We start from the raw sequence: 14,595 nt of genomic DNA on the forward strand, positions 1-14,595 counted from the left end.
TACCGGCAGAAGACATGCATTGACGCTCGACGATGCAGTTTTCTGGATTGACTGGGTAGTCACTGCAGTGTCGGCACTTTTCCTGTTCCTACTCGGCGCCGCACAAGAAGGTAAGCCAATTGGAACATCGTACGTGTTTGCCGCAATAATAGCGTTGGTACTCGGAGGGATGGTCATGCCTTTTACCTTTCGAATCCTCTGCTACGACGGCAGTGGAGCCATTAAAAGCTGGATCCACGTGGTCGTATCGAATGCGGTCGGCCTGCTCATTCTTTTTGCCTGTGTAGCAGCGGGAGTGAAGACCTATGGCGCGTGACCCTCAACGCAGCATCATTCTTTTGATCGTGCTGATTTTAAGCGTTTCCCTTACCGTAGGCGTGGCAGTCCTAGCGGTAGCTCTCGCGTCAGGTGCATCTAGCGCCGACGGCGTAGCCGCAATGTTCGGCGCCGTAGCAGCCGTTGTCACCCTTGGCATAACAGCAATTAGCTACATCAGGGGACGCTAAAGAGGCTCCGCGCGAGCCATACGCTCGATCAGTTCGAAACCCTTCGCCGTTAATGCCACCGAATTTCGCACCCAACGCCCTCGCCGCATCTCCTCTGTGGAGTAACCTAGCTCGACGATCCCGTCGTCCAGCAAATTTGACAAAAGCCACCACATCCCTTCATGAATGGCGATATCCCCGAACCCGATAGCTCCCTCCCTCACAAGCTTACGGAACTTGGTGATGAACGACTCTTCGTTTTCGCAATCCTCGTCGAGCTCAACCCACCGCCTAGCGTAAACTTTTAGGATCTGCCTTTCGACGTCCGTATATCTACCGTTGAGCACCTCCAAGTTCGCCTTGTATTGCAACATCGACTGCCTGTCAATGTCGCCTCTATCAAAGCGCGTATGACATGTAGGGCACAGCGCAATGAGGTTAGCGAAAGAGTGCTCTTTCACTTTCACCCACGGCACAATATGAGCTAATTCAACAGGCGTTTGACGGCACGTCGGGATAGCGCATCGATGACCTGCTTCTACAAGAACAGCGCGCCTCATGGCCACTGGAACATCCGGTCGGTCTTGAGCCATGCCGCAGAGCATAAGTGAGGGGAAAACACGCCCTCACAGTCCAACTGATGTCATAGTGCTTGATCCACTGTCACCATGGGTGGTCATGAACCAGGCTGACTTGACTCAATGACGGTAGTAGTCTGACCTGCTCAGAGGCAGGGGGCTGATCGTGGCACGCAAGGTGGGGGTCTACACCCGGATCTCGCGGGACGACGAGGGCGAGGCGTTAGGAGTCGCCCGCCAGCAGCGGGACTGCGAGCGTCTCGCAGACCTCAGGTCATGGCAGGTTGTGAAGGCCTACGAGGACAACGACGTATCAGCCTTCAAGCGCAACGTCGTCCGCGACGAGTTCGAGCTCATGCTGAAGGACCTCCGTGCCGGCCTGATCGACGGCATTGTGGCCTACGACCTGGACCGCCTTGCACGGCAGCCGCGGGACCTGGAACGACTCATCGAGATCTTCGACGAGCGCCCCCGCCTGGAGTTCGCCACCGTCACGAACGACATCAACCTCGGGACACCCGACGGCCGGACGATGGCCCGCATCATGGTGGCGTTCGCCAACAAGTCGTCGCACGACGCCTCACGCCGGATCAAGCGCAAGCACCTGGAGCTGGCGCAACAGGGCAAGGACAGCGGCGGGCCGGCGCCGTACGGCTGGCAGAGGGAGGACCGCAGCAAGGTCGACTCCAAAGCCGCCGAGGCCATCCGCGAGGCTCAGCGCGAAATCCTGGCCGGCGTCCGCATCGGAACCATCCGAACGCGATGGCAGGAACAGGGCTTGGGCAACCCCCGCGCGGGCACGAAGCGTATGGCCCACCACCACGTCGAACACATCCTGACCAGCCCAAGACTGGTGGGTTACCGGACGTACCACGGCGAGATCCTGAACGGTGACGACGGCCGACCGATCAAGGGCGACTGGGAGCCGATCAACACCCTTGAAGAGTGGGAGGCCGTGTGCGCCGCGATCGCTGAGCGGAAGCAGAAGCGCCCCGGCAAGTCCCTCGCGCGCAAGTACCTGCTCTCTGGCATCGCTCGCTGCGGCCTTTGCAAGACCAAGATCCGAGGGCAGATCAACCAGCGGTGGGAAACGGGCTCCAATGCCGCGAGGTTCAGCTATCAGTGCTCGGTGGTGAACGGCGGTTGCGGCAAGGTGGGCCGGACGGGCGAACCCGTCGACACCCTGATCGCTCAGCTTGTACTGGAAGAGCAGCGTGCACGAGCATCGGTCACTGCGATCCAGGGCGAACAACGTTGGCCTAAAGAGGCCGAGTTGGAGCAGGTCACCCAGGAGATCGCCCAGCTCATCGAGGCTGAGCGCTCCAAGCAGATCACAGTTGCCACTCTCTTGCAGCTCCTGCCGGCCAAGGAACGACTGCGCGACGAGCTGAAACTGGAGCGGGCCCGCTTCTACAAGGAGCAGAAGCAGGCCGAGGCCAAGAACGATGCGGCTGAGCTCTCCGTCGACAAGTTCTTCGCGCTTCCTGTCGAGCGCCAACAGGAGATCGTGTTGCACAGCCTCTCAGCCGTGATCATCCATCCTGCGGGGCGCGGTCGACGGAAGTTCGACCCCAGTCTGATCGAGCCTGTCTGGCACTGACGATCAGGCCCACCCGTGTAAAACGAGGGCGCGACGAACCCACTCCTCGTCCCGCTCGGGAGCGCGGCGAAGGTGCATTCGAAGCCACTCGTCCGTGGTCATCACCTCACGCTTGGACGTGGCCTTTCGGGACTGCGAGCTATCGGTCTGACTCATCAAAGGCACCTCCTGCCAGTTCTTCGCGGGCGATCTCGCGGTTGTGCTGGATGTCGCGGCGGATATTGGCGGCGAGCCAGGATTCGCCGGGGGTGTGGCCGTGGCCGACGTAGGTCCAGTGGGCGAGGGTGAGGGTGGTTGCTTCCTCGTCGGGGTCGGGCAGGCCGAGGGCTTCGCGTTGCTGGGTGGCGCGGTAGTCGGCGCGGGTCTGGCGGACGGCGCCGGGGGTGGTGGAGTAGTGGCGGGACTTGGTGGAGAAGTGGCCGCGGAAGCCGAGCATGTGAGCCCAGTCCCGGAGCTTGCGGTCCGGGTAGAGCGGGTGCAGGTCGAGGCAGGCCTCGATGAGCCGGGCAGGGTGGTCGGGCACGCCGACCAGGACCAGCGCTTCCTTGTTGCCGATGCGGCGGTCGACGGTGCCGGTGGTCTCGGCTGCCTTGGTGGCGTACTTCGCGACGTAGGAGGCAACGGCCTGTTCGGTGATGTCCTCGCCGTCGCCGAAGGCCCGGATGGGGCGTACGTCGAGCTGCTTGCCCCAGTGCAGCGTGCGGGCGGGCTGGTCCCCTGCGGCGGGCACGTCGACCGCTACTCGAGCAGCGGCGGCATGGATGGAGTCGGTGAGCAGGTCGAGGGTGGCCCAGGCCGGCGGCGGGTCGTCGGGGCCGTCGAAGCGGATTACGGCGTGGAAGTGGACGGCTCCGCGCTTCTGGTACTCGGCGACTTTGCCGAAGGAGACGCGGGACTGTTCTTTGGCGTCCTTCTGGGTCAGTCCGGCTCGCTTGGCGATCTCGCGGCGCAGGTAGATCGTGAAGTAGCGCCACAGCTCGGAGGCGTGGTTGTTCCACAGCACGGCGCCGGCGTAGTCGTACGTCGTGGGGTCGAGCGGGGTGCCGAGTTCGGTGCGTCCTCGCTGTGGCGGGTGCCGCAGCGGCAGGTCCGGTTGCCGGGGCGGTTGTGGACCGGGCCGAACGAGGGCGCGGTGAGGGTGGTGAAGACCCGGGGGTGGTCCCGGATCGTGTGCGGGGGTGCCCTTGGCCGGGTCGCCGACGAGGCCGGCGCGGATCAAGTGGTAGGTGTCGCCCGCATAAGTCCAGGCGCAGGCCGGGCATCGGGATGCGCGGCGGTTGCCGCAGGCGACCCGGAGCCGGCCGCCGGGCTCGGTGTCGGTCGAGTACGAGTGCAGAACCTGCCCCGTGGTGACGTCGCGGGTGACGGTCGAGCCCATCAGGTGGAGGTCGATCACATGACGGAGCGACTCTTTGCCCGTGCTGCTACACCGGACGAGGTGAAGCAGTTGCAGCTACCGCCGGGCGAACCGGTCGTCGAACTGCACCGAACGACGTACACGGCCGAGGGCACCGTCGTGGAATTCGCCATTGGGGTACACGCGGCGTCGCGCTTCGCATGGGAGTACGACTTCAAGGTGCCCGACTCAGCGAAGGACAGGGAGGGGCAGCAGTGATCTCGACACAGGATTGGGCAGACGCCCGACGCGTGTGGGACTACCACCAGATGGGTCACTCGCCCCGGCCATGCTCGGTGGCAATCGGGCTCGGCAGCCACGACCTGGGCGTTGCTGACACGGCAGTGGACCTGTACAAGCACGGCATGGCCCCTCTGCTCCTCTTCACCGGTGCCACGAGCCCCACGACACGGGAACGCATGCCCCGCGGCGAGGCCGTCCACTACCGAGAGCGGGCAGTGGAACTCGGGGTCCCCAGCAGTGACGTTCTGGTCGAGCCTCGTGCCCGCAACACGGGCGAGAACATCCGCTTCTCACGAGAGTTGTTGGAGGAGGCCGGGGTTGAGGTGTCCTCGGTGCTCCTGATCAGCAAGCCGTACGAGGAGCGGCGGGCATACGCGACCGCGCGGAAGCTCTGGCCCGGAGTCGAGGTCGTCAGCGCCTCCAGCCCTATGACGCTGGACGAGTACGCCGACTCGATCGGTGACGCCCGTCTGGTGATCGACATGCTGGTCGGTGCGCTTCAGAGGTTGATGATCTACCCAGAGCAGGGATTCATGATCGACCAGCCACTACCTGCCGACGTGCTCGAAGCGTACGAGCGCCTTTGCCGAGCCGGATTCACGAGCCGACTCCTGACCACAGATGCACCTTCAGCCTGACCAGGCCTGAGCGAAGCTGTTACGAGTTTCTCTACCTCATCAAGGCGCCCGGCTGCGCTCCGCTCCGCCGGGCGCGCTTCCCGGCTCCGCTCCGCCGCCGCTCCTGCCTTCGGCCCGCTCCGGCGGGCTGCGCCGACGCGCGCCAACGCGTGGATAAGGCCGGTAGCCATAAGTCGATCACCTCACACAACGCCCGCGGGTCAGAACAGTGCCTCCGGCGGGGGGTCGGCCGGCACCGGGATGGAGGGGGCGCCGCTCCCGACTGCGAGTCCGTAGTGGCATGCGCGAGAGGCTCCCATCCCGTACGCCATCGACCCAGGCAGAGCCGAGCAGACGCGGCCCATGGCGTCCAGGTCGTTCGTACAGTGGCGCGCTCCACCTGGACGCCATGAACCACGCCCGCTCCACGGTGTGTGGGTCGACGGCGTACGGGATGGGAGCTGGGGTGAGTGGTGGGCGAGGAGACGGGGCAGGCACTCGCCGAAGCTTCGCAGGTCCCTACCGAACGTGCCTGCTCAGGCAGATCCATGGGGAGTGAGCCTTGTAGAGGTCCACTGCGCCCTAGCTAGGAACGGCTGAGACCAGCGAGCTATAGTCGAGGTGTCCACTAAGGCTTTATGTACACCACGTCCGCGAGGATGCCGTTACACAAGGTCACACAGAGTTTGGCTCCATGCAGAGGAGCCCGGCCCTGGTTGCCGCCAGGTCCGGGCTCATGCGCGGAGTCGTTAAGCGGGTCCGGCCGACTAAGCAACGGCCGGGCTCGCTTTGCTTTGCCCTGCCTTCGTCCGGTGCACCACTCAACGTCGGCACGCTAGCGCGCCAGCTGCTCCACACAGCCTGCGATCGCCGTAATGGCCATGAGTACGGCGATCAGTATCTCGGCCCTCGTGGGGCCCCTCCCCTGATCACCGCTCGGCTCTTCCGGCTTCCGCAGTTCTGCCATGTCACACTTCCAGTCCGGTCGTGCTAACCCCTGGCGTACTGGGGTCTTCGGCCCTTGAGTCCGAAGCTCGGGATGGACCGGAAGTGGACGGCACTAAGCATATCTGTCGGCACTGACACTCCCGGGGTCTCCGGCAGAGCACCAACATCGAACTGCTCAGAGAGCCTCCCTGTTGGGCTTAGCGGCTTCACCATACTTATGTACTGGAGGCAAGACACTCCAGGGAAAGTTGATCCAGTCGTCGGTGCGCTTCCACACGTACTCGCACTTCACGAGCGACTGGGACTTCTCGTAGACGACGGCGCTGCGCACCTCGGCGACGGTGTCCAGGCAGAAGTCGCGGACCAGCTTGAGCGTCTTGCCGGTGTCGGCGACGTCGTCGGTGATCAGCACCTTCTTCTGCGAGAAGTCGATCACGTTCGGCACGGGCGCGAGCATGACCGGCATCTCGAGGGTCGTCCCCACACCGGTGTAGAACTCGACGTTCACCAGATGGATGTTCTTGCAGTCGAGGGCGTAGGCGAGCCCTCCGGCCACGAAGACGCCGCCGCGGGCGATGCTGAGGACTATGTCCGGCTCGTAGCCGTCATCGGCGATGGCCTGCGCGAGCTCGCGCACGGCGACGCCGAACTTCTCGTAGGTCAGGTTCTCGCGCACGTCACTCATGCCTGCGTCACTCATGTTGGGGTCGCTGGGGTCGCTCACACCTGGGTCCGGTGGAAGTTGAGGAAGGACCGGGAGGCGGTCGGCCCGCGCTGGCCCTGGTAGCGGGACCCGTACCGCTCGCTGCCGTACGGGAAGTCGGCGGGCGAGCTCAGCTTGAACATGCACAGCTGGCCGATCTTCATGCCCGGCCAGAGCTTGATGGGCAGGGTGGCGAGGTTGGACAGCTCCAGGGTCACGTGCCCGCTGAAGCCGGGGTCGATGAAGCCGGCCGTCGAATGCGTGACCAGCCCCAGCCGCCCCAGCGAACTCTTGCCCTCCAGCCGGGAGGCCAGATCGTCGGGCAAAGTGATGACCTCGTACGTGCTGGCGAGGACGAACTCCCCGGGGTGCAGGATGAACGGCTCGTCCCCCTCCGGCTCCACGAGCCGGGTCAGATCGGCCTGCTCGATGGCGGGGTCGATGTGCGGGTACCGGTGATTCTCGAACACCCGGAAGTAGCGGTCCAGCCGCACATCGATGCTCGACGGCTGCACCATCGCGTCGTCATACGGATCGATCCGCACCCGTCCGGCGTCGATCTCGGCCCGGATGTCCTTGTCTGAGAGAAGCACGCCCCGAGGATACGCAAGGCGCGCGGAGCGACCACAACCGGACGTCTCCGCGCGCCTTGCGCCTGTTGCTGACTGCTGTGTCCGTCACTTGCTGCTACGGCTGCTGCCGCCGCAGCTGCTGCCGCCGCTACCGCTTCTGGTAGCTGACGGGCACCACGCTCCGGAGCCGCGCACATCGCGGGCACCGAAGCAGCCGCCCGGGGCCGAGCCGCTCGGCCTGCTGCATCGGGAACGAAGCGGTGCTGAACACGTGCCCATCGGCACAACGGACGACGGTGCGCTCCATCAAGTCCAAGAGTCCCTTCCCCAAGAGCCGCGTCTGGCTGTTGCTTGCCTGACGACAAAAGCCACAGTACGGGATCAAAGGGACGGCCTTACAGGCGGCACTCCGGTCCCGCCCGGGCCCTCTTACGCCCCTCCACCGTACGCCCCAACTCCGTTCCCCCGCAGCCGCATCCCATCCCTGAAACGCCCTCAGGCCCCACGGGCACAAACACCGGGGGCCTGGCATGAGGTAGAGTGAGCGGGCATTCGACACCGACTCCGGTCGGCGTCTTACGCGGGTGTAGTTTAATGGTAGAACATCAGCTTCCCAAGCTGAGAGCGCGAGTTCGATTCTCGTCACCCGCTCCATGTGAAACCCCCAGGTCAGAGACCCGGGGGTTCTTTGTTGTCCAGACCGGCGGACCGGTCGCGCACCACAACCGCACCATTAGCTCTCGGCAGCCTCCTCACTGTGGTGCGCGGGGTCGTCTGTGTGGCACTTCGCACGCTCGGCTCGCACCAGGTGGTCAAGCATCCGTCGTCGCTCCGCTCCTCCGTGCGGTGAGCGGCACCGCCAGGGGGAAGGGGGCAGCTCATACGGTGGCAGTGGTGAGTCGCCGGCAGCGGATGCGCCCTGATCAGACGGTCGGCAAGCGGGTCTTGGCCCTCATTTTGGGGCAGCGGCATCCATGGAACCGCCTCACGTCCGAAGCGCCGAGCAGTGCCCACCCCGCATACCCCGGAACCCCCGGAACCCCACAGCACGCGCCAACACACGAGGTCACGGCGGCGCGTAAACCTACGGGCCGTGCCTCCGCGGCGTCGAAGTGGGCCGACCGCATGAGATGCCTGTGCAACGAGGCCGGCCGTGTCCTTGTCAGTGGTGGCGCGGGCGGGGCAGCAAGGCGAACGCGCTTTCCGCGATCGAGGTCAGGCGGTCGGAGCTGTGGCCGTACGCGCCTACGACATCGGTCCCGCGGATGATGGTCAGCAGAAGGTAGGCAAGGTCGTCGGGATCCGCGTCTGGGTCGATGTCGCCGTTGCGCTGCGCCGCTCGCACACACTCGGCCACCGCCGTCGCGAGCACGGAGAAGCAGTCGTTGGCCAGGCGTTTCACCTCCGAGTCGGAGGCGCCGATCTCCAGGGCCATCTTGGCGGCGAAGCAGGCCGCCGCCGCCCGGTCGGGGGCGGGGGGTACGTCGGCGGCGAGTGGCACCCCGTGGACGGCGCGGAGCAAGTACGCGTGCAGCCGTTCCATGGCGCCCTCGTCCGGTCCGGCGAGCGCCCTCGGCGCAAACTGCCCCAGCCGGGCGTAGTAGCCGGCCATCGCCTGCAGCAGCACGCCGTGCTTGCCGTCGAACGCGGCGTAGAGGCTGCCGCGGCCCAGGCCGGTGGCGGCGCTGATGTCGTCGACGCTCGTGCCGTTGTAGCCCGAGGTGCGGAACTGCCGCTCGGCGGCGTGGAGGACGTGGTCGGGGTCGAAGCTTCGTGGTCTCGCCATACATCGAAGGTAAAGCGACCCACCGTTATTGACAACCCAGTACAGAACCATCTAGGTTTCTGACTGTTCAGTACACAACCGTCCTGAGCTCACCGGACAGGGTGTGTACGCCTGGCGCGATGGAGAGCAACCCATGCTTTTGAACTCCTCCGCGCCGCCCGGCGCTGCGACGCCTCCAGGCCGGCAAGGCCCGGTCTGATCCTCGCGATCCTGGCGACGGCGGGTTTCACCGCCGGACTGGATCTGGATCTGTACATCACGAACGTCGGGCTGTCCTCGGCGCGGGGCACTTCCTGCACCTCGAACAGCCCAGGACGGTCGCCGACCACATCCCGGGCTTCCTGAACAGCTGCCCCCTCCAACCACCCAGAACTCGAAGGGTTGACCGAACCATGACTGACAAGGAAAGGCAGGAGGCCATGGCTGTGACGACTCCTCCGTACGTGAGCGACGCACTGGCCGAGGGGACCGTCGACGCGGTGGTGATCGGCGGGGGCGCCGCGGGGCTGAACGGTGCACTGATCCTCGCCCGCTCCCGCCGCTCGGTCGTCGTGATCGACAGCGGCTCCCCGCGCAACGCGCCCGCGGAGGCCGTGCACGGCCTCATCGCCCTGGACGGCACCCCGCCGCCCGAGATCCTTCGACGGGGCCGGGAGCAGGTGCGCCAGTACGGCGGACGCGTCGTGTTCGGCGAGGTGGTCTCGGCCGAGTCAGCCGCACCGTCGGCGGACGGGGACCTTCGGTTCACCGTCACCCTGGCCGACGGCCGCCGCATCACCGCCCGCCGCATCCTGGTGGCCACCGGCCTCACGGATGTGCTGCCACAGGTGCCCGGGCTCGCCGAGCACTGGGGGCACAGTGTGGTGCACTGCCCGTACTGCCACGGCTGGGAGGTGCGCGATGAGCCCATCGGCATCCTCGCCACCGGCCCGGCCTCCATCGGCCACGCGTTTTTGTTCCGTCAGCTGACCGAGTACCTGACCTACTTCACCCACGGCACCGACCTGGACGAGGACAGCCGCGCCCGCTTCGCCGCCCGCGGCATCCGCGTCATCGACACCCCGGTCACCGAGGTCGTCAACGACGAGGACGGTGCCCTCGCCGGGGTGCGCCTGGCCGACGGCCAGGTCGTGGCCCGCCGCGTCCTCGCGGTCGCCGCGCCGATGCAGGCCCGCACCCAGGGGCTGGAAGGTCTGGGCCTGCCGGTGCAGGACCTGCCTACGGGCCGCGGTTTCGCCTCCGGCACGGCCGGCACCACCGAGGTGCCGGGTGTGTGGGTGGCCGGCAACGCCACCGATCTGGTCGCCCAGGTCGGTGCCTCCGCAGCGGCCGGCGCACTGGCCGGCGCCGACATCAACAGGATGCTGGCCGTCGCGGACACCGACGCGGCCCTCCAAGGGATCGCCGAGGGGAGCCCAAAAGGCGCCACAGGATGATCTCGAAGCCCTGAGATCTCAGCCCGTCGCCCGCTTCCCTCACGGGCAATCAAGTGATTCCGCTCGTCCGCCCCGTCCCTCTCAGGAGCTACTGATGTCCTTCCTTGCGAACACCCCCGTGGAGAAAATGGCCGGGCCTTACGCGCGGCGCTGGTGGGCGCTGCTCGTGCTGTGCCTGAGCCTGCTGATCACGGTGATGGCGAACACGTCGCTGATCGTCGCCGCCCCCGACATGACCACCGACCTGGGCCTGAGCAGCAGTGATCTGCAGTGGGTCGTCGACAGCTACACCGTTCCGTACGCGGCGCTGATGCTGGTGCTGGGCGCGATCGGCGACAAGTACAGCCGGCGCGGCGCGCTGGTGCTGGGTCTGCTGATCTTCGCCGGCGGTTCGGTGATGGGGAGCATGGTCGACGAGACCTCGCTGGTCATCGTGGCCCGAGCGATCATGGGTGTCGGTGCCGCGGTCGTGATGCCGGCCACGCTCTCCCTGGTGGTCGCGACCTTCCCCCGGAGCGAGCGCGCCAAGGCCATCACCGCCTGGGCCGCGACCTCCGGGGTGGCGGTAGCCGTCGGCCCGCTGGTCTCCGGCTGGCTGCTCGAGGACCACGCCTGGGGCTCGACCTTCCTGATCAACGTGCCGATCGCCGTCCTCGCCGTGTTCGGCGCGCTCGCCCTGGTACCGCCGTCCAAGGCGGAGGGCATGGGCCGGATCGACTACGTCGGCGGTCTGCTGTCGATCGTCACCGTCGGCTCCCTGATCTACGCCGCCATCGAGGGCCCGCACTCCGGCTGGGGCGCCGGCCCCGTCACCGCCGCCGTGGTCGCCGGTGCCGGTCTGGTCGCCTTCGTCGCCTGGGAGCTGCGGCACCCGCACCCGATGCTGGACGTCCGAAAGTTCGCGCTGCGGCCCTTCAGCGGCTCGATGCTCGCGGTGCTGTTCTTCTTCTTCGGTATGTTCGCCGTGATCTACTACTCGACGCAGTTCCTGCAGTTCGTCCTCGGCTACGGCGCCCTGGAAACGGGTGTACGGCTGCTGCCGCTGGGCGGTGCGGTGTTCCTCGGGTCCGCGGTGACCGGGTTGCTCGCCCCGAAGCTGGGGGTGAGGGTGATGGCCGTGACCGGCCTGGCCGTCGGCACGGCGGGCATGTTCCTGCTCACCCAGATCGACAAGGGGTCGACGTACGGGGATTTCCTGGCGCCGCTGATGATGCTGGGCCTCGCGCTCGGACTGGCCATATCCCCGGCGACCGACACGATCATGGGCTCCTTCCCCGAGTCCGAACTGGGCGTCGGCGGCGGTGTCAACGACACCGCGCTCGAGCTGGGCGGGGCGCTGGGCATCGCGGTGCTGGGCTCACTGCTGGGCACGGCCTACCGCGATGAGCTGACCGACCTGGTGGGCAACCGGCTCCCGGCGGAGGCGATGGAGATCGCCAAGGACTCGGTCGGTGGTGGCCTGGCCGTCGCGGAGCGGGTCGCGCAGGATCCCTCCGCCGGGCCCCAGCAGGCCCAGGCCGCCGTGGACGCCGTCCACCAGGCCTTCGCCCACGGTGTCGCCCAGACCAGCCTCATCGGCGGGATCATCATGGCCGCCGGAACACTGATCGTCCTCGCGGTCCTGCCGGGCCGGCGCGGGTTCGGGAGGAAGAGCGCCGAGCCGGGGGCCGGGACGGCGGCGAGCGAGGCGGCGACTGTGCAGGAGCACACCGGGGCCACCCGCTAGATCGCCGGCGGGCCACCCGCTAGATCGCCGGCGGGGCGTCCACTGGATCGCCGGGGACGCGCCCGCCGGAGCGACGGGCACCGCCTGCGCCGGATCGCCCGCCAGGCGCGTCGTGCAACCGCCCTGCGGCCCTGCTCGCGCCCCCGCCCTCTGCCATGGTGTTCTGCGACGAGGGCTGTGATTTCGACGTTCATCTCCGGCCGGAGGCCACCGACGCGGAACTGAACCGACTTGATGACACAGGCGTGATCCAGGCATGGAGTCCACGTGCACCACAAGCGCACCAGATAGAGCGGAACAGCGGGGAAGCACGGTGAAAGCAAGCGAGGACGACGGGGGCCTCGAAGTCGTCCGCCCAGGTCAACCTCCAAGTCGGCCTCCGATGCTCGCAGCTTCCCAAGCTGAGAGCGCGAGTTCGATTCTCGTCACCCGCTCCATGATGAAAACCCCAGGCCAGTGGCCTGGGGTTGCTTGTCGTGTAGACGGGTTCGGGGCGGCTCGCTCTCCGCGTGCCCTGCAAAGGCGGACAGGTCACGTCGACAAAGCAGCAGTGTCAGATGTGCCAGTGCCGCTGCTCAGGCGGATGCATGCTCCGCCCGAGGCGAGCGACATCGCGATGTCTGCGCCCGATGCCTTCGACGTACCTCCGGTCCGGCCCTGCTCCGGTCCGGCCGTCCCTACTCCTCCCGCCTCAGCGCTCTCCGGATGAGCAAGAAGGCCGCAACAGCGGCCAGGGCGATCCCGATGAGGATCAGCAGTGCCCCGAGGAAGATCAGGACCGTCCCGACCAGGATCAACATCGACCCCACCAGGATCAACATCGTCCCGATGACGAGAAGGAACGCCGCGAGGACGGTCATGGCTGCCTCCTGCCCCCACTCGACTCTGGCTCCCCGTCGTCCGCTTTGTAAACAATCCAGGGCGAAATGGTGCAATGAGAACCACGGTGGCGGGAGGTCCCCCTTCTGCCCAAGCTTTGTGTGAGGGTCGGGGTGGACCGGTCGGAGGGGTTCGACGAAAACGGATGCTGGGTGTGCTGCTGGGCCGTGCCACGAGCTGCCGCCGGGCTTGATCGCCCCACTCGTCGCGGATGAGGTGGCCCAGGGTCGGGGGAGGTGGAGGGCCCTTCCACGAGCCCAGGGCGGGCATCGTGGTGGACCGCCGTCCGGGGTGCGCGACGAACCGGACAGACGGTCCGCGCCCGACGGGCGTCGTGTCCTGGAGGGTCGGCTGCCCCGGCCTGCGGACATCGGACGCGGATGGACCCCGGCCTGTCGTGTGTGCGGCTGCGGCCGGGGCCACGGATTGCGGGTTGTGCTGTCGGTGCGGTCAGTTCCGTCCGTCGGGTGACGGGTTGGACGAGCCTGCCGGAAGGGTCGGGCTCGCTCCTTCACGGGCGCGGGGGCGGAGTCGCCCGCGTGCGCCGAGCCCGGGGCGGTCGGGGCGGCGGGTGCCGCTCGTCGTCGCCCTGCCGCGGGCCCTTCGCCGAGCCGACGGAGCCGGTCCCGCGACAGGCATCCCGGTGCGGCCGTAATGGACGCCGGCCATACGGTCGCCGTGCTGCGAGTTCAGCAGGCGGATGAGGAACGCCCCGACCACGATGAGTCCCACGATCACGGCCACGGTCACGAAGGTCTCCACCGTCCTCACCTTCCCCTCGGTTGCTGCCACACCGTGCCGGTCATGGCCGGCACCCGTGGAGGTGCGGCCGCGTCGCGGGACCCGTGCCCTCCTTCGGAGTCCCAGACCGCTTCCACGGCCCGGTCGGCGTCGCGCAGCGTCCGCAGACGCGCCGCCTCCTCCATCAATCGGCTCGCGCTCGACGTACCGCGCGGGTCGCTCGCGGCGGCCATCAGCCAGGCGGCCGAGTCGGGAGCCGTCTGCGGCGGGACGACCAAGAGGTTCCAGCGGCCCACGTGGTAGGAGAGCAACAGCAGTTCATGCGGGTCCTGCTCGTCACGGAACCAGCCGACGTGCACCACGCGCCCGGCGACGGGCACCTTGTGTGGGACGACCGGCCACTGGGTGGGATTCACCGTGACGCGGGTGATCCGCCCCCACAGCGGTTCCAGCACGGCGGTCAGGGACGGGAGTTCCGCCTCGAGATCGCGGGAGCGGGGCCACCAGGCGCCGTCCAGCAGAGCCGGCGCTGAGCCGATGGGAGCGAGCGACAGACGCGGAGAGAGCGAGGGGAGCCGGTCATCGGCTTCGGTCGTCGGCGGGTGGGAAATGGTCGCAGTCATGACGCGAACCCTGCCCCGGGCCGACCAGGGTCGGCCCGGAATATTGAATCGCCGAAAACGACACGAGCCTGGAAGCCGGTGTTCGAAATATCCTCGGTAAATCCAGCGTACTCCTCGAACAGGCCCGACAGACCTGCGGACAACGGAGGGACGCTCCCATGCGTTCCGGAGGGGAGTTGTTCCGGCAGCCTGAGCCCGTGCCGCAGCAGGGTGGTCGCAGCGTCTCGCGCCGGGGGAACGACATGGCCGCGCGACGTCGCCG

At 67.0% G+C, this 14,595-nt stretch carries 13 protein-coding genes, 1 tRNA gene and 1 pseudogene; 7 read left to right on the forward strand and 8 right to left on the reverse strand.

Annotated features, from left to right (window positions below; genetic code table 11):
• Nucleotides 1-19: 19 nt before the first annotated feature.
• A complete protein-coding gene (locus tag ACFY5B_RS00730) occupies nt 20-316 on the forward strand; it encodes a hypothetical protein (RefSeq protein WP_389962541.1) in 297 nt (98 codons plus the stop codon).
• 186 nt (nt 317-502) lie between these two features.
• Here ACFY5B_RS00730 and ACFY5B_RS00735 read toward each other — a convergent pair whose 3' ends face one another.
• Nucleotides 503-1,078, reverse strand: coding sequence for an HNH endonuclease (locus ACFY5B_RS00735; RefSeq protein WP_389962543.1), 576 nt, complete (start codon nt 1,076-1,078; stop codon nt 503-505).
• 151 nt (nt 1,079-1,229) lie between these two features.
• Here ACFY5B_RS00735 and ACFY5B_RS00740 point away from each other — a divergent pair, with 151 nt between their 5' ends.
• Nucleotides 1,230-2,663 (forward strand): recombinase family protein, encoded by a 1,434-nt coding sequence (locus ACFY5B_RS00740; protein ID WP_389962546.1) that lies wholly within the window; start codon nt 1,230-1,232, stop codon nt 2,661-2,663.
• A gap of 139 nt (nt 2,664-2,802) precedes the next feature.
• Here the strand turns inward: ACFY5B_RS00740 and ACFY5B_RS00745 are convergent, their stop codons facing one another.
• On the reverse strand, nt 2,803-4,041 hold the full coding sequence (locus ACFY5B_RS00745; RefSeq protein ID WP_389963647.1) for a replication initiator: 1,239 nt from the start codon (nt 4,039-4,041) through the stop codon (nt 2,803-2,805).
• Nucleotides 4,042-4,047: 6 nt separating this feature from the next.
• On the opposite strand from ACFY5B_RS00745, the pseudogene ACFY5B_RS00750 reads away from it, so the two are divergent.
• Together ACFY5B_RS00750 and ACFY5B_RS00755 are read left to right on the forward strand one after the other, a co-directional pair.
• Nucleotides 4,048-4,278: pseudogene (locus ACFY5B_RS00750) on the forward strand (UTRA domain-containing protein); the annotation flags it as partial.
• Complete coding sequence (locus tag ACFY5B_RS00755; protein WP_389962549.1) at nt 4,275-4,940, forward strand: YdcF family protein; 666 nt, start codon at nt 4,275-4,277, stop codon at nt 4,938-4,940. The pseudogene ACFY5B_RS00750 and the gene ACFY5B_RS00755, both read left to right, overlap by 4 nt.
• A 1,102-nt stretch (nt 4,941-6,042) precedes the next feature.
• Here the strand turns inward: ACFY5B_RS00755 and ACFY5B_RS00760 are convergent.
• Nucleotides 6,043-6,552, reverse strand: a complete 510-nt coding sequence (locus ACFY5B_RS00760; protein ID WP_389962552.1) for a phosphoribosyltransferase — start codon at nt 6,550-6,552, stop codon at nt 6,043-6,045.
• Between the two features lie 35 nt (nt 6,553-6,587).
• On the reverse strand, nt 6,588-7,163 hold the full coding sequence (dcd, locus tag ACFY5B_RS00765) for a dCTP deaminase (protein ID WP_053670409.1): 576 nt from the start codon (nt 7,161-7,163) through the stop codon (nt 6,588-6,590).
• A 559-nt stretch (nt 7,164-7,722) separates the two neighbouring features.
• Here dcd and ACFY5B_RS00770 point away from each other — a divergent pair.
• Nucleotides 7,723-7,796 (forward strand) — tRNA-Gly (locus ACFY5B_RS00770).
• A 508-nt stretch (nt 7,797-8,304) separates the two neighbouring features.
• Here the strand turns inward: ACFY5B_RS00770 and ACFY5B_RS00775 are convergent.
• On the reverse strand, nt 8,305-8,928 hold the full coding sequence (locus ACFY5B_RS00775; RefSeq protein WP_389962555.1) for a TetR/AcrR family transcriptional regulator: 624 nt from the start codon (nt 8,926-8,928) through the stop codon (nt 8,305-8,307).
• 419 nt (nt 8,929-9,347) lie between these two features.
• On the opposite strand from ACFY5B_RS00775, the gene ACFY5B_RS00780 reads away from it, so the two are divergent.
• Nucleotides 9,348-10,364, forward strand: coding sequence for an NAD(P)/FAD-dependent oxidoreductase (locus ACFY5B_RS00780; protein ID WP_389963649.1), 1,017 nt, complete (start codon nt 9,348-9,350; stop codon nt 10,362-10,364).
• Nucleotides 10,365-10,458: 94 nt separating this feature from the next.
• Complete coding sequence (locus ACFY5B_RS00785; protein WP_389962558.1) at nt 10,459-12,090, forward strand: MFS transporter; 1,632 nt, start codon at nt 10,459-10,461, stop codon at nt 12,088-12,090.
• Between the two features lie 677 nt (nt 12,091-12,767).
• On the opposite strand, the gene ACFY5B_RS00790 is transcribed toward ACFY5B_RS00785, so the two are convergent.
• The 3 genes from ACFY5B_RS00790 to ACFY5B_RS00800 all read right to left on the reverse strand — a co-directional run bounded on the left by ACFY5B_RS00790 (nt 12,768) and on the right by ACFY5B_RS00800 (nt 14,333).
• Nucleotides 12,768-12,950 carry a hypothetical protein gene (locus tag ACFY5B_RS00790; protein WP_388255378.1) on the reverse strand — a complete coding sequence of 61 codons (183 nt, stop codon included), beginning with the start codon at nt 12,948-12,950 and terminating at the stop codon, nt 12,768-12,770.
• A gap of 469 nt (nt 12,951-13,419) precedes the next feature.
• On the reverse strand, nt 13,420-13,731 hold the full coding sequence (locus tag ACFY5B_RS00795; protein ID WP_389962561.1) for a hypothetical protein: 312 nt from the start codon (nt 13,729-13,731) through the stop codon (nt 13,420-13,422).
• A gap of 5 nt (nt 13,732-13,736) precedes the next feature.
• Nucleotides 13,737-14,333: a DUF5994 family protein gene (locus ACFY5B_RS00800; protein WP_389962564.1), complete on the reverse strand. Its 597-nt coding sequence runs from the start codon at nt 14,331-14,333 to the stop codon at nt 13,737-13,739.
• Nucleotides 14,334-14,595: the final 262 nt, after the last annotated feature.

Origin of the sequence: Streptomyces sp. NPDC013187 (genome assembly GCF_042899705.1) — a bacterium.
Lineage (GTDB): Bacteria > Actinomycetota > Actinomycetes > Streptomycetales > Streptomycetaceae > Streptomyces > Streptomyces hawaiiensis_A.

Bases quoted from the DNA above. Each gene is read 5' to 3' on its own strand.
- ACFY5B_RS00780 (WP_389963649.1), top strand. From the start codon at position 9,348: ATGGCTGTGACGACTCCTCCGTACGTGAGCGACGCACTGGCCGAGGGG.
- ACFY5B_RS00785 (WP_389962558.1), top strand. From the start codon at position 10,459: ATGTCCTTCCTTGCGAACACCCCCGTGGAGAAAATGGCCGGGCCTTAC.
- ACFY5B_RS00760 (WP_389962552.1), bottom strand. From the start codon at position 6,552: ATGAGTGACGTGCGCGAGAACCTGACCTACGAGAAGTTCGGCGTCGCC.
- ACFY5B_RS00775 (WP_389962555.1), bottom strand. From the start codon at position 8,928: ATGGCGAGACCACGAAGCTTCGACCCCGACCACGTCCTCCACGCCGCC.
- ACFY5B_RS00800 (WP_389962564.1), bottom strand. From the start codon at position 14,333: ATGACTGCGACCATTTCCCACCCGCCGACGACCGAAGCCGATGACCGG.
- ACFY5B_RS00735 (WP_389962543.1), bottom strand. From the start codon at position 1,078: ATGGCTCAAGACCGACCGGATGTTCCAGTGGCCATGAGGCGCGCTGTT.
- ACFY5B_RS00745 (WP_389963647.1), bottom strand. From the start codon at position 4,041: ATGGGCTCGACCGTCACCCGCGACGTCACCACGGGGCAGGTTCTGCAC.
- ACFY5B_RS00790 (WP_388255378.1), bottom strand. From the start codon at position 12,950: ATGACCGTCCTCGCGGCGTTCCTTCTCGTCATCGGGACGATGTTGATC.